General features: G+C 45.8%; 13 protein-coding genes. 7 read left to right on the top strand and 6 right to left on the bottom strand.

Translation table 11 applies throughout. The features are described 5' to 3' along the window. Window positions 1-34 precede the first annotated feature (34 nt). Window positions 35-430, bottom strand: coding sequence for a DUF2177 family protein (locus tag GMES_RS05515; RefSeq protein WP_006991607.1), 396 nt, complete (start codon window positions 428-430; stop codon window positions 35-37). Window positions 431-834: 404 nt separating this feature from the next. Between GMES_RS05515 and GMES_RS05510 the strand changes: the two genes are divergently transcribed. The 6 genes from GMES_RS05510 to GMES_RS05485 all read left to right on the top strand — a co-directional run bounded on the left by GMES_RS05510 (window position 835) and on the right by GMES_RS05485 (window position 6732). Next, window positions 835-1275 carry a hemerythrin domain-containing protein gene (locus GMES_RS05510; RefSeq protein ID WP_006991605.1) on the top strand — a complete coding sequence of 147 codons (441 nt, stop codon included), beginning with the start codon at window positions 835-837 and terminating at the stop codon, window positions 1273-1275. 69 nt (window positions 1276-1344) lie between these two features. Next, entirely contained in the window at window positions 1345-1878 is a 534-nt protein-coding gene (locus tag GMES_RS05505) for a peroxiredoxin-like family protein (RefSeq protein ID WP_006991604.1), read from the top strand. Between the two features lie 251 nt (window positions 1879-2129). Further along, on the top strand, window positions 2130-3752 hold the full coding sequence (locus GMES_RS05500) for a diacylglycerol kinase family protein (RefSeq protein WP_006991602.1): 1623 nt from the start codon (window positions 2130-2132) through the stop codon (window positions 3750-3752). Window positions 3753-4135: 383 nt separating this feature from the next. Next, the gene (locus GMES_RS05495; RefSeq protein ID WP_006991601.1) at window positions 4136-4681 is read left to right on the top strand and encodes a CC0125/CC1285 family lipoprotein; all 546 of its coding nucleotides are present in this window, start codon (window positions 4136-4138) and stop codon (window positions 4679-4681) included. A 99-nt stretch (window positions 4682-4780) separates the two neighbouring features. Then, window positions 4781-5821 carry a mechanosensitive ion channel family protein gene (locus GMES_RS05490; RefSeq protein WP_006991600.1) on the top strand — a complete coding sequence of 347 codons (1041 nt, stop codon included), beginning with the start codon at window positions 4781-4783 and terminating at the stop codon, window positions 5819-5821. 467 nt (window positions 5822-6288) lie between these two features. Beyond that, the gene (locus tag GMES_RS05485) at window positions 6289-6732 is read left to right on the top strand and encodes a PA2169 family four-helix-bundle protein (protein ID WP_006991599.1); all 444 of its coding nucleotides are present in this window, start codon (window positions 6289-6291) and stop codon (window positions 6730-6732) included. Window positions 6733-6844: 112 nt separating this feature from the next. Here GMES_RS05485 and GMES_RS05480 read toward each other — a convergent pair whose 3' ends face one another. The 5 genes from GMES_RS05480 to GMES_RS05460 all read right to left on the bottom strand — a co-directional run bounded on the left by GMES_RS05480 (window position 6845) and on the right by GMES_RS05460 (window position 11734). Beyond that, on the bottom strand, window positions 6845-7144 hold the full coding sequence (locus tag GMES_RS05480) for a hypothetical protein (protein ID WP_006991598.1): 300 nt from the start codon (window positions 7142-7144) through the stop codon (window positions 6845-6847). After that, window positions 7141-7332 (bottom strand): hypothetical protein, encoded by a 192-nt coding sequence (locus GMES_RS05475; RefSeq protein ID WP_006991597.1) that lies wholly within the window; start codon window positions 7330-7332, stop codon window positions 7141-7143. The genes GMES_RS05480 and GMES_RS05475 overlap by 4 nt, the downstream gene beginning before the upstream one ends. Next, a complete protein-coding gene (locus tag GMES_RS05470) occupies window positions 7329-9899 on the bottom strand; it encodes a hypothetical protein (protein ID WP_006991596.1) in 2571 nt (856 codons plus the stop codon). The genes GMES_RS05475 and GMES_RS05470 overlap by 4 nt, the downstream gene beginning before the upstream one ends. Window positions 9900-9901: 2 nt before the next feature. After that, window positions 9902-10981 (bottom strand): hypothetical protein, encoded by a 1080-nt coding sequence (locus GMES_RS05465; RefSeq protein ID WP_226990253.1) that lies wholly within the window; start codon window positions 10979-10981, stop codon window positions 9902-9904. Between the two features lie 336 nt (window positions 10982-11317). Further along, on the bottom strand, window positions 11318-11734 hold the full coding sequence (locus GMES_RS05460; RefSeq protein ID WP_006991594.1) for an MAPEG family protein: 417 nt from the start codon (window positions 11732-11734) through the stop codon (window positions 11318-11320). A gap of 481 nt (window positions 11735-12215) precedes the next feature. Here GMES_RS05460 and GMES_RS05455 point away from each other — a divergent pair, with 481 nt between their 5' ends. Continuing rightward, window positions 12216-14165, top strand: coding sequence for an adenine deaminase (locus GMES_RS05455; protein ID WP_006991592.1), 1950 nt, complete (start codon window positions 12216-12218; stop codon window positions 14163-14165). Window positions 14166-14171: the final 6 nt, after the last annotated feature.

The raw sequence follows: 14171 nt of genomic DNA, 5'->3' as shown, positions 1-14171 counted from the left end.
ACACTCGCTATTTTTCATCAGCCTTCGGTTAAATTCAACGACGAACGAAGCGCCAGCCACAGTAACTGCTTAAGCTTGTTACCACCGTGCCCCAAGCCCAATCTTGCAAGCTTATACTTAACGGCCAGCCCGCTAATAAAGCGTAATTTGTCATATTATACGCCCCGTAAGCCGCAGCACCGAGTACAGCTCCAGCCGCCAGTACAGGACGACCACTGGCACTATCTTTGCGAGGTAAAACAACCAAATACACTATGGCCATGCAGTACAGACTATAAAATACCACCCAAGGCCAAACGTGTACGTCCTCCCGCATGAGCCCTTGCATCGCTTGTATGTAGCTATTTTTAGCCACCAAGCCCAGCCATATCGCATCTAACAACAAAAATCCCAGTAACGAACCTATATATGCCATAACCGCTTTTTTCATATTCCCTCCTCATTAAAGCTAATTGTTAAGATGAGCTAATCGTTCTTTGATCTTTGCTCTTAGAAGCCTTGCTTTGATTCCCGTGTAGCCACTGACTCTCACTGCAATATGCATAAACTGCTAACAACCAACCACTGATAGCTAACCAATTACAGCTATTACGCAAAACACCCAAAATCGATTCATTACTACATTAAAGATCATGTGTAACTCACACCAAAAACACAGAAATAACTACTGCTGACGTGTAATTTTTACCACGTTAACAATCGTTGATACATAATCAACCCACATAAATCCTATAAATTTCAATTAATTATAAAGTTACCCCTGTTGGTACGGTGCTCGCAATGAAGAACATTAGATAAACGAAAAAACAAAGCAAAATGAAAAGGAATAAGATAATGAAAATTTTCGAAGCATTGCGTAAAGATCACGACGTTCAACGCGACTTAATGGACAAACTACTTAACACGTCAGGTAAAAGTGACGAACGTATTCATACCTTTAAAGCGTTAAAAGAGGCGCTCGAAAGTCACGCCTTAGCTGAAGAACGTTATTTCTATGCCCCCCTGATGAAATCAGATGACATGGCGGATCAGTCTCGCCACGCTATCGCTGAACATCATGAAATCGATGAACTGATCGAGAAACTCGAAGACACAGACATGAGCTCTTCAGCATGGCTGACGCATATGAAAAGTCTGCAACATTTGGTCTTGCACCATTTAGATGATGAAGAACAACAGTTTTTCCAAATGGCCGGTAAAGTGCTGAATGAAACGCAAAAGAATCGTCTGGCTAACAGTTATCGCGAAGAAATGCGCGAGCAACAGTCCGCCTAGATTCACGACTGGACTGCCACTGAATGCGGCCAACCCATACACATCACCCAACCCTTAAGGAGGACGAAAATGAATTCTGAAAAATTAACCCCAGGTGCAACTTTTCCTGAGATCCAAGTGCTAGACACTAAAGGCAATACCCAAAGCCTAGTCTCCCCAACTGACGCAGATCACTGGACCATGGTGGTTGTATATCGTGGAGTGCATTGCCCAATTTGCAGCAAGTACCTTACGCAATTACAAGAAATGCGCTCTCAGTTTCAAGAGATCAAAGTTGATATTGTGGCCGTATCTGCTGATTCGGTTGAACAACTTAACACCAAGCTTGATGACGTCTCGGTTGAGTTTCCCGTATATGCGGGTTTAACGAAAGAGCACATGAGCGCACTTGGCTTGTATCTTTCACAGCCTACATCTGAAGCTGAAACGGACCACGACTTCCCTGAACCAGGTTTGTTCGTTGTTAACAGCGACAATAAAGTGCAAGTATTAGAGATTGCGAATAGCCCTTTCGTTCGCCCAGACCTAAACATGCTGGTTTCTGGCTTAGGCTATACGCGCAAAAACGATTACCCAATCCGAGGGACTAAATCATTTAAATAAAGCCATTTAACATGTGCTGGCAAGCTTGCCGACTACCCATGCTACTTTCTTTAGGTGGCTTTGCTTTCAACCAAGCGAAGCTCACATTTAAATTGAGTAGCATCTTTGTATCACGACGCATATAACCTACAGCGAATGTCAGCGTGGGAATAGCAAGGCGAATCGACATTGCGAATGGTCACTGCAAAAATCAGGGCGTATTGCGCAATAAAAAGTCGGTCGCAGCCACTTAGAAAGAAAGGAATAGCATCATGTTTATCGTTAAGTATTATTTAGCAGGTGCGCTGGCTGCGCTCGCCTTGGCATACTTCAGCCCTACTCTATTTGTCAGCGTGCCACTGATTTGGATCAGCTTATCTCTACTTGCTGTAGGCGCAGCATACTTATTGCAAAAGCCGGCTATTTTTAGAAAGAAACAAGACGGTTCAATTCCCTTCTACGTGCGCTGGTTGTTTATACCCTTTCTACTAGGAGTGCAGCTGTACAATAGTTGGGCGCGCAAAAACGACAAAGTCCCAGCCATTCAAAAAATAGATGATGATTTATTTCTGGCTTGCCGCTTATTTCCAAGCGATGTAGCGCACCTTCAAGAGCTCAATGTTAAAGCCATTTTAGATGTTACCGCCGAATTTGACGGACTAGATTGGACCGCCACCTCAGAAGACTTAGCCTACTTAAATGTGCCTGTGCTTGACCACCAAAGCCCCTCAGAAGAGGATTTAATCAGCGCCGTGAACTGGATTGAGAATCATCGCCGCGCGAATCGCGGTGTGGTAGTTCACTGCGCTTTAGGGCGTGGTCGCTCGGTGTTGGTAATGGCTGCATATTTATTAAGTAAAGATCGCACCTTAAGCGTACGCCAAGCCATTGAAAAGATTCAAGATGTGCGTGAAACTGCGCGCCTTAATCCTCATCAGCTGAGGGCGCTTTGCAAAATTTTTGATAAAGGTGTGCTAACACCCAAAGCCCCAACATGGTTAATCGCAAACCCAGTATCGGGTGCCGGTAAATGGACCGAGAATCGCGAATTCATAGAACAAAGACTCAGTGCTTCTATGCAACTAAAAGTGGTAGAGAGCACACCAGACGTTAGCGCCTATGACTTAGCGAAACAGGCTATTAACGCTGGCGCTACGACCGTAATTGCTTGCGGCGGCGATGGCACATTAACCGAGGTCGCATCGGCGGTGGTGAATACCCAAACCCAATTTGCCATTATCCCCATGGGAACAGCAAACGCTTTAGCCCATGCGTTATTTGGCACGAGAACCAAAGTCATGCCGATAGAGGTCGCGTGTGAGCATATTGAGAATGGCATAGCGACTAAAATTGATACTGCCAATTGCAACAAAAAACTGGCGTTATTGGTCACAGCAGTCGGCTTTGAACAAAAAATGATTGAAAACGCAGATCGTGAGGAAAAAAACCAAGGTGGCCAAATGGCTTATATCAAAGCCCTGTGGGAAGCAGTCAATGTGAATGAATCTCTGCAGCTCGACGTCACCATAGACGACGAGCCCACGCAGCAGCTGTCAGTGTGCAGTTTAGTGGTTGCCAATGCCGCGCCCTTTACCACAGTTTTAGCCCAAGGTGGCGGCGAGCCTAATGTGCGAGACGGCTTATTGGATTTAACCTGGCTACCCGGTGATGCCACCTTGGGCGATCATATGTTCAGTTTGTCTGAATTAATTGCCCCAGGCTTATTTAACTCAGCTGAAGAGAAAAGCGTGCGCCACCAGCGCATCACAAAAGTCCATATCAAGGGTGCTGGCCCCCTTAATTACGTGATTGACGGTGAAACCTACCAAGACGATGAATTATTCATCGAGGTAAACCCTGCATCACTGACCATGCTTATCGCCCCAGAGGTTTAGCCTTCGCCATAAGTGTTATGATTAGTTAAAGGTTCAGTGATACACCATATCTCGGCTAGAGCGCTAACAACGCGCTACGCGAAACGTAAGCACAGCACCTTCGCGGTAATCCAGTCGCGAACTCCAACACCCGGAAGTTAACAGGGAAAGCCAATGCTTTCCCTGTTTCGTTATTGCCCATCCAACCACTCGTTAAAAGCACACCCCAGGGTGAGCACTTTTTACGCTTCAACCAGTAAATGTTGCTACCCACTAATATTACTATAGCCTACACCCCTTATTTTTAAAGGGCTGCAACATTGGCATCAGTATTGAATTAAGCAATACATATAACATTAAGAACGCTGACGCATCATCAGCCAAGACCTTAAAGAGTATGCCTTATGAATATACTGCCTGATTACATTTTACTAAAGCCAACCCTAACCTTGTGCATGATTTGCCTGTGCTTATTTGGCTGCAGTTCAGTCACCCCGACTCAATATCAGGCAGCTATGCAAAACGGAGACGAAGGCTACAGCCATTTTCAACTGAGTGAAAATCAATATCGCGTGGTATTTAAAGGCAACAAAAACACCGATGAAGAAGAAGCCACCAATTTCGCCCTACTTCACGCCGCTGAACTAACCAGCGCAAATGGATACAACTGGTTCACTATCGTAGACAGTGACACCGACATTGAGACCAAAGACGTAACACGTGTAGGCCCAAGCACAACGAAGCCCATGCAAGGTGAAACCACCTGCGGTTTACTAGGCTGCGCCACACCGTCTTCACCAAATTATGCCGGCGGCGAAGTTACCACCAAACAAGTGAAAGAAAACATTATGTCGTCGCTGCTCATCACTATGGGTAAGGGCGAGCCAAAAACACCATTGACCGTATTTGACGCCCAGAAGTTAGCCCAAAACCTACGACCGGCTCATTAGAATTACTGCTGCTGCACTGTCCTACATCCACAGTGCGTTCCCTTTGCGAGTACCTTATGGTACTCGCTTTTTTCTTTTAACCCACTCTAGGATCAACTCATGGAATTCAAAGCGCTAGGCGAATTTTCTTCTTTGATAAATGACAAGCTTCAAAGCTGGTTAGAACAAACAATCGCTCACCTGCCTAATTTCGTGGTCGCCATTGTGATCACAATCGTGTTCTCAATACTGGCCAGAGTGCTGAGTAAAATGCTTAGAAAAGGTTTACATCGAGCCTTAGAATCGCGACAAATTGCCGACCTGCTCGCTTCCATATTTAAAGCAATTGTGATGTGTACGGGCTTATTTATCGCCCTTGAGTTTTTAGGTCTTTCTGGCACAGTGACCTCACTTCTAGCGGGTGCGGGTATTGTAGGCTTGGCGATCGGCTTTGCATTCCAAGACATGACAGAAAACCTGATCGCAGGTATTGCAATGGGAATTAGAAAACCATTTGAATTAGGCGATGTAGTACAAGCAGAGGGCGTGTTTGGCAACGTACGTGCCATCAATTTGCGCAACACGATAGTCGAAACCTTTTTCGGCCAAATCGAAGTTATTCCTAATAAAATATTGTTTCGCAACATACTCACTAATTACTCCACGCTTGGTGTTCGCAGGCTAGAAATCCCGGTGGGCATTTCTTATGGCGACGACCCAGCGGCGGCGGCAAAATTGCTCACAGATAAAATAAACGAATGTGACTTCGTCATCAAAAAAGAAGAAACCGCGGTTTACGTAGAGAGCTTTGGCGATAGCAGCATTAATATGCTGGTATGGTTTTGGATAGACTACCCAGGCGATACCGGTTTTATGGTGGCACGCCACGAGGCGGTAATTTTGATCAAAAAAACCTTAGAAGAAGCCGACTTCCTCATTCCCTTCCCTATTCGTACCTTGGATTTTGGTGCAAAAGGTGGTGAAAAACTCGATTCGATGTTGGCAAGCCAACAGAATATGACCAAGGGTAACGCCGCTAAAGAAGGCAATGAAAATGGCGAAGGCGCACAAGCAAATTCAAAGCAACAGAGTTTTGATAAACACGATTCGACTAAAGCCGATGCTCCAAGTGATAATGATGGGCAAAGCGCACAAAATTAAGCGCTAGCCTATACAACTAAAGGCTCGCTATCAACCAAAGGCACATTGGGATTTCGCCCAACGTGCCTTTTTCATTTCAGGGCTATAAAACCCATTCCATAGACCTCAGCCCGCCTAACGTCCGATAAAACTCAAGTAGGTAAAACTTATGCGCTTAATGATTGGCTAGAGTAGGTATAACGCAAACACGCGAGTACTTTATTCAACGCTAAATGCAATCTTTACTTAGTATAAAAATAATACCAAAAAATCGTATCAAACCTCGCGTACCACCAAACAAAACCTCGTCACGAAACAGACATAAATAATTGATTTCAAACAATAATATATTAATTAATTTTATTTCAACCTTAACCCAAAAAGTACAGCGAGGTGGTACGAGGGTTGCAATATAAATAAAGAGAGTAACAAAGTGACGCAGAGCTAATTTTGTAGTCACAGAACGTTAATTCACAAAGGAGCATTCTATGTCTAATCCAAATCATGTTGAAAAAGTTTCTTCTATCATCAAAGTATTAAACGGCGGTATTGAGTTCTATTCAGACGCTACAGAGAAAGTGGAATCCCAGAGTATCAAAACTGTGTTCCAGCAAATGATTAATGACAAGCAAGCCGCTATTACGACCTTGCAACCCTTCGCCGTCGCTGAAAAAGGTGAACACGAAGACGACAGTGCGGTCGCTGTAGATATCAGAAATATGTACACCAAGGTAATCAGCTCACTCACCTCTAACAGTGACCACACGTTCGTGAGTCAACTAGAAGAAGTGGAAGATAAGATACTTGCCGAATTGCGTGACGCGCTTAAAGAAGACCAACCTGCGGCGTGCACCATGGCCCTAAACAAAGTGTTAACTGATATGAAGCGTAACCATGATCAGATGCGTGCTCTTCAGAAAAGTACCGCGTAAAACATCATCCCTGATGTTTTAAGTTAGCAATAAAGCAAATACCCCAGCATTCTTGATGCTGGGGTATTTTTATGGCTGCCGTTTAAGGCCTGTAGCTACTTGGTTAATTTAGCTAGCCTTTACTTTGCGCATCTACCTTTAACAGCGCCAGCATCAGTTCGCGCTCTTTGGGTGACAGTGAATCCAATGTCTTTTTTATGTTGCTGCGATAGCGCTTGAGCGTGACTTCGTCACCGGCGATGGCGGCATCAAGTGTTTGCTCGTACTTACTTAATAATGAGCTGAGTTTCGCGGTATTTTCCATGTTCGCACTATGCGCCGTGTACGCTAAGTACATAGCGCCGCATAAAGCGATGAACGTCATTAGGTCGAACTTGAATGAGATAAAGGGGGCTTTGGTTTGCTCGGTCATTTTTGTTGTTCCATCGTCAATGATATTTTCAATTTAAGTACTTCAACCTGCTGTGCGGCTTTGCCGAGGGCTTGGCTTTCTTGGTAATACAAATATTGCATGCCTGCAAACATGGCTACCATCAACACCAGCAGTATCAGGTTGTCTGCTATCCATTCTTTTACGAAATCCACTAGCTTATTTTTCATATTCTGGCCTTACAATTCGGTAATTCTTCATAGGCAATATGATTGCTTTCAATTGATTCGCTGATCATTTGTGCGGTCACAGTGCCCAGCACAAAGCAGCGGTATTTCTTGCTGCGCTCAAGCTCTAGCAAAATTAAATTGCTCTGGCCCTTCTCGTTTAAGCTATTAAGCAATGCCAAAGTACTTGGCGTGTTGTTTAGGTACGTAGCCATGTTGCGTTCTAAGCGCTGCATTAAGGTTTCTTTCGCTACATCACCTTGGGCCAACTGCAACCAATATGATGGGTCGTCCACGTTTGAAATATATTCCAGCGCTAAGGCCTGCCAATCGGGTTGATAGAACAAACGCTGCTCTGCCAGCAGGCCGATATCGGTGCCTTGCATAAAGTTAGGCATGCGTACTTCTGCCACCTTTTTGTCTTCTAAACGCACACCTAAATAGGCTCCCACGTTCATGTCTTGCTTTAAAACGGTGATATTACTGTTAAACGGCGAAGTCACCTCACCTAAGCCCAACATGTCAGGGGTGAAATCTAAAATCGAATAGGCAAAATTGTCGTAAGCGCGCAGCGAGAAATCGCTTGGCTCAGGTAGCGCAATCGGTTGACCACTTTCATCACGTGGCAGTTTTTGATACACCACGCTCGCTACCGCATTAACCACATCTAAACCCCGATAGGTTTTGAAAATGCCATTCTCTAAATCAAGTACATAGCCAAAGCCAACGGTGAAGGTTTTATCAAAGGTATCTACGTCGCTGAATTCTTCAGCAAACGCGACCATCATGCCGTGATACGAGTTCTCGCCCATCACCGACTTACCTACAGGCATGCCAAATGCAAATACGCCTAGCCCCATGGCTAGCATGAAATACACCTTACTGCGCGCCCACAAATAAAGGCCGAGCTTGATAAACAACAAAAAAATCGCTAGCAAACTTGCCGCTATGCTCACCGGCGGGATCACCGCTAATTTTACTGCGTCTTTACCCAGCTGAAACATACTGCCACCGGGTGAGAACGCCGCCGTAGCAGCGGTCGATGTCACCATCTGAATAAACGAAATATTGTCTTGGCTATCCAACCACATCTTTTTGTAGCGGCTCTCGGCGATACTCGGGGTAAAGCTTTCCATGTAATACGGGCCAAGTATGATTTGGGCCATCACTTCTATTTCGTGCAAACGGGCAAAGTCGACTCTATCGAGATCTTTCATGGGTACGCCACCAAACTTTGAACTGTTCTGATATTTTTCCCACAGAGCTTGCGCTCGGCCCTGATACTTTTGAGTGATACCTTGGCGAAGCGCACGCATGTCTTGCATGCTCCAGTTTTTGGGTACATGCACGTCATTTTCTTTGAATAGGGCAATCGCTAAATTTGTCGCCATCTGTGATTGGGTGTATTGCTCGTACTCCATTTCCTCAGAAATCCCATACGCACGGTACAAATATGCCCGGCGACCTCGGGTGAACATTCCCATCAACTGATATTTAGATTTGAGCAATTTGGTTAAATTCGCGTCATCTGCAGTAAGGTAAACCCCGAACCGCTCACCAGACTCAAACGTCAAGTTAGTCAGATACTTAGCAAACTCAGCTTTATAAAACTGGCGGCACTCTCGGTCACACTTGGAGCTTTGGTACTTATCGCGCAAGTCCCGATATACGCCCACAATAGTCTCGTTCTCGGCGTAGTCTTTACGAAAGTCATCCGCTTTCAATAATTCATCTGAAAAGGTGCGCCAGCGCTGATTGATCCGCCCATTGGCTTGATTTAATAGCTCGGTACGTTCTTGCTCAATCAAGGCGTAGTTGTTCTCGCGTCGACTTGCTTGGGCATACTCCTGTGTGGCCTTTCTATATTTGGCCCACTCGGATTTATACGCACCATCAAACTCACGAATACGCGGTAATGCTTCTTTGCTGAAAGCCTCTTCTTGGCGATTTTGTAAAAACACGTCCGCCATGTTTTGAAGGTTAGATTCAATCAAATGATTAAACCCACCTGAGAAAAACGCCAAAGACGGAATAAGTGCCACCACCAAATCTTTACGTTGTGGGTCACTGACTATTTCATCAAATTCAGGGAAGCCTTCAATCGTTACCGACTCTGCCAAATACGCCTCTTTGTACACAATCGCCCGCACGGCACTGAGCTTCTTCTCGTTTGAGGTGCCATCCACGGTGGCATCAATCGCAATGCGTAAAAACGGAATGATCAACGCCCACAACAAAACAAAGGCAATCGGCCTAAACAGCCATTTACCTTGTTTGCTAATAACACGTTCGTCGCTGAGAAGCGTGGCGCGATTAGCCCCACCTAAAAAATTGAACAAATGCCCGGGTACAAACGAGATAATACCCAGCGCCAAACCAAAGCCTGATAGCGTGCGGCCAAATAATTCCAAACGCTCAGCGGTCAGTTGGTACTCACCAAAGACATCCTGTAGTGGTTTGGCGTACATATCGATTAACAGCAAATTGAGTGACAATTCAAGGCATACGTACACCACGAATAACCCAAGTAACACCAATATTTTTGCCTGGCCAGAGAGCTTATGTAACATGACTAATCCTGCTTTCTCATAGTGGCTTTTCGGCGTTTAAAATCTGCACTAACGTCTTGCTTTCTGTCTTCACAATACTTGTACAAAGGATCACTCGGGCTGAGGCGGCTGCAGCGACTACCCGCCTGCAATTTTTGATATGTAGAATACTTGAGCACATCACCGTTAATAGTGAGGTACTTGCCCGAACTAAACAGCTTTTGTTGCTCGCTTAATTGATTAAAATCTGCATTGCTAGGTAACATGCTCACTACGCTGGGCAAGTCTGTAGCCTTTGATTTTATATTGAATTTTTTATTTGGGGGCTGCACAAAGTTATGCGCTTGCATGCACGCCATAAGGGGCTGGCTACGTGTGGCAAATGCCACTAACTCAGCATTGGCGCTACTGTTGATAGCAAAAAAAGTACGATCTTGCGCCGCACTGGTGCTAAGAGTATCCCCTAAGTACCAGTATTTAGCCGCCGCGTGCTCAAGCACGGCCCTAAACCCAGCTTGCTCCACTTGCTTAGCTAATTTGTTTTCGACCACAAATCGCGTGCGTTTTACCGGCAATAGGCTTTGCACCGAGGCCAGCAAATCCTTTAATGCCTTAGCGCTGATGTTCGGTTGGGGGCGAACAATAAATACATCACTCGTTGTTACCCGTGGTATTAACACGCTGGCTAACAAACTGAGCTCAAACTCGCTATTAACCTGGGCAAAGTTGTTATCAGTGCTGACCACCTTCCAACTGCCATTCACGAATGCCACATCAAGATAGAAGCCCGCGAACAAATCTTGATGCCGGCCAACATAACTCGGCAAGTTGGTACTCGTAACGCGATACAGCATGTCAGTCTCGCACATGCTCTTCATCACAGGTAACACATCGCCGTTATCGGCAATGAGCAAATTTCGGTTGAGTAACGCCGACTGAACAGCAGCATATTGAGGTTGTGAACTACCATGGGCAGGAAAGGCACTGCTCACCACTATCGCATTCGAATACGCCTCAGGCCGTTTATCAACAGCACAACCAGACACAAATAAAACCGAACACAGACCCAGTACAAACAGCAGAGAGAATTGACGCGAAATCACCAAAAATTCCATTTTTATCGATATTTGCGAATAAACTATAACACTTAAAAACCTATTGCAAATCAAAGTGTTAAATAGCTGATGATGGGTCTATGGCATTTTAGGGAAGAATAAATGGCTAGAAGTATGCCAAACACAGCGGGCTAATATCAACGATATCAGCCTTAAGATTAAGTATGTAAATCAATCACTAGGTATGTGGCTAAAGAGGCATGTAGCTCGAGCAACACAGACGAGGCACGCAAGTCGCTCGAACACGGCGCAGTAGCCGAAGGCCCTCGTTGTTATGGCGTTAGCATGGGTGTCATGCTAACGAGCCACGAATACGAGCTGTCGCTAGATTAGCCTTAGTCCCAGCATCACTAACATAACCACATTCGCCAACAGACCAATCAAAAAGAAGTAGGTACGTGGGCTGGGGTTCTTTTCCGTCGAAATTATATAGTACAACACCATATGCACTACTCTTGCGGCTAGATAAACCCACACACAAATAGCAAATACTGGACTTTGAACATTAAGAAGAAACGCGAAAAGTACCGTACCAACGAACAGAGCACTGTTCTCTAGGGTATTTTGGAAAGTACGATGCGCTCTGAACACAAAACTGTCGTGAGATAAGTTTTCATCTATCTTCCCAGGGATCGCATTTGGCTGCTTAGCCTTACTAAACGTCGCGACCGCCCACTGCACTAGTAGCATGACTAAATATAAGTAAAACGCCGTATAAGCCGAATAGGTAAGGTCGATCATTGTTACTTTCCCTTGATAAATTTATGAGTATGAAAGCAGTAGCGTTTGCAAGCTTAATGCCCAGTCTAACTCATTGATATATAGCCTATTAAAAGGTCTTCTTGAGGTTGAAGTGTAACTGATACAGGGTTAATTATAAGAATTACCAGTGCATCGAGTGTGCGAAAAACTATCAGCTGAGGGCAAAATCTTAATCAAAAGTGCTGCATCCTTATCATGGGTGTCTTTGCAATTTCTCTTTTTAATTCCTAAAAGCACCCTGTTCGATAAAGCGTCATCCCCCGCCTTAATTTAGTGCAATTTCCCCAAACCAACCGAACACGTCAGGTGGAGTTAACTGTTTAATCAGCCATATTCCACTGTAATCCCCGCTACGTTCCTCGTCCTTTGGGAACCTGTCCAAATGGTCAACTTCTGGCATTTATGATGCATATTCGTCACTTCAGTCCGTTGTTAGTGCGTTTTATTTCAGGAGATAACCGTGACCCCTACTCTTCGTTTGGTTTTAACCGCGAGCCTTTTCGGCTTAAGCAGTTTGTTGTTTACCGCTTGTACTCCTTCAACATCGAACGATAAAACAGCTAGCGAAGTAGAAGATAAAACCGAAGCCGATGTCGCATTCAGCCCGGAAATTAAAACCCGTCAGTTTCTAACCCAAGTTGCGCTGGGCCGCGAGCCAGCAGATTTAATCATCACCAATACAACTATGCTCAACGTGTTCACTCAAGAGTGGCTGCCAAAGCAAGACATTGTTATCGCCAAAGGGCGCATCGCTTGGGTCGGTGATAGCGGTACTTGGCAAGGCCAAGCAACAGAGCAATTTGATGCCAACGGACTATGGGCCGTACCTGGCTTTGGCGAGTCGCACAAACACATTGAAAGCTCATACTTAACCCCAGAATACGAAGCGGCTTTGGTAATTCCCCAAGGGAATACTTGGACGGTTGAAGGCTCACATGAGGTCTCGAATGTAATCGGCACCCGCAACGTCGATTTTTGGCTAGCCGCCGAACACGCTGGCAGCCCACTGAAAATATTCCCGGCTATTGGCTCAGCCACACCGCCTACCGTGTATGAATCAGGCGGCGGCTATTACGGTTATCAAGAAATGAGCGACTTTATGCAGCAAGACCTACGCGTAGTCGCGTTAGGCGAAGTCATGGATTGGTCAGCTATTATCAATGCCGATAACGGTGGCCATCAACGCATTTGGGAGATGATCCAAGCCACCTACGACAACCGCGGCGTAGTAGAAGGCCACGGTATGAACCTAACCTCGCAAACCGATATCAGCGCCTTCGCCGCAGCAGGCTTAGCGTCTGATCATGAAGTCAGACTCGCAGAAGAAGGCATTGAAAAGCTTCGCCGGGGTATATTTTTAGAAGTGAAACACGCAGCATTCGATACCTTAATCCCTAAGCTGCTTGAAATGAATTTACAAGATTGGAGTAACGTCTCAGTCACCACCGACGATAGAGACGTGTTCGCCACCCTGCAACTCGGCTCCATGGATTACAACATTCGAAACGTGATCCAGCGCGGCGTACCCACCGAAATCGCTTATCAACTTGGCAGCTACAACACCGCTCGCCACTTTAATATTGACCACTTAGTGGGCTCAATCGCCCCAGGTCGTTACGCCGATATTGTGTTACTTAGCAACCCAGAAACCGTGGCAATAGAGCGCGTATATGCCAACGGTTTACTAGCTGGCATCAAAGATAAATACCAATTACCCATTGCTGATATTGAATACCCACAATGGCTAACCGAAACCATGAATGTTGGCCGCTCGCTCAGCGCAGAAGACTTTGCCATTCATGCCCCCGAAGGCCAAAAAACTGTTCAAGCAGCGGTTTTACAGCCCTTCTGGTTCAAACCTGATTTCATCACCAAAAGCCTGCCCGTTTCGGCGCAAGGAACAGTCGACGCAGATACCGCCAATAACTTAATAAAAGTAGCCGTAGTAGACCGCTACCATGGCACGGCGGCGGTATCCAAAATGATTTGGCAAAACGCTGGGCCCAAAACCGCTAACTCAGCCCTCGCCAGCTCACAATCCCATGATTTGCACAACATATGGAGTGTTGGCAATGACGACGCCGCCATGGCGTTAGCCGCAAACACAGTCGCCGAGCTTGGCGGGGGTTGGGCATTAGTAAAAGAAGGTAAAGTCGTTGCGACGGTGAAACTAGACATCGCCGGTCTAATGACCTCAAGGCCGGTTACCGAGGTCGCCGCTGAAATGGAACACCTGCAACAGCAAGCCGACAACATGGAGTGGATTGGCATGCCCGGCCTGCCCGAGCGTATGCGCTTTGCCTTTTTAACCGCCGCACCGTGGAAATGGCAACTCGTCGCCCCTTACAAAGGTAACCCAGGCGGCTTAGTGAACGTCACTACTGGCGAAACACACCCAGTAATCTGGTAAGCAAGC

The sequence above is a fragment of the Paraglaciecola mesophila KMM 241 genome (genome assembly GCF_000315015.1).
In the GTDB taxonomy this organism is placed as follows: Bacteria; Pseudomonadota; Gammaproteobacteria; order Enterobacterales; family Alteromonadaceae; genus Paraglaciecola; species Paraglaciecola mesophila.
The sequence above is the reverse complement of the archived record's forward strand: the minus strand, read 5'-3'. Positions and strand labels throughout refer to the sequence as shown.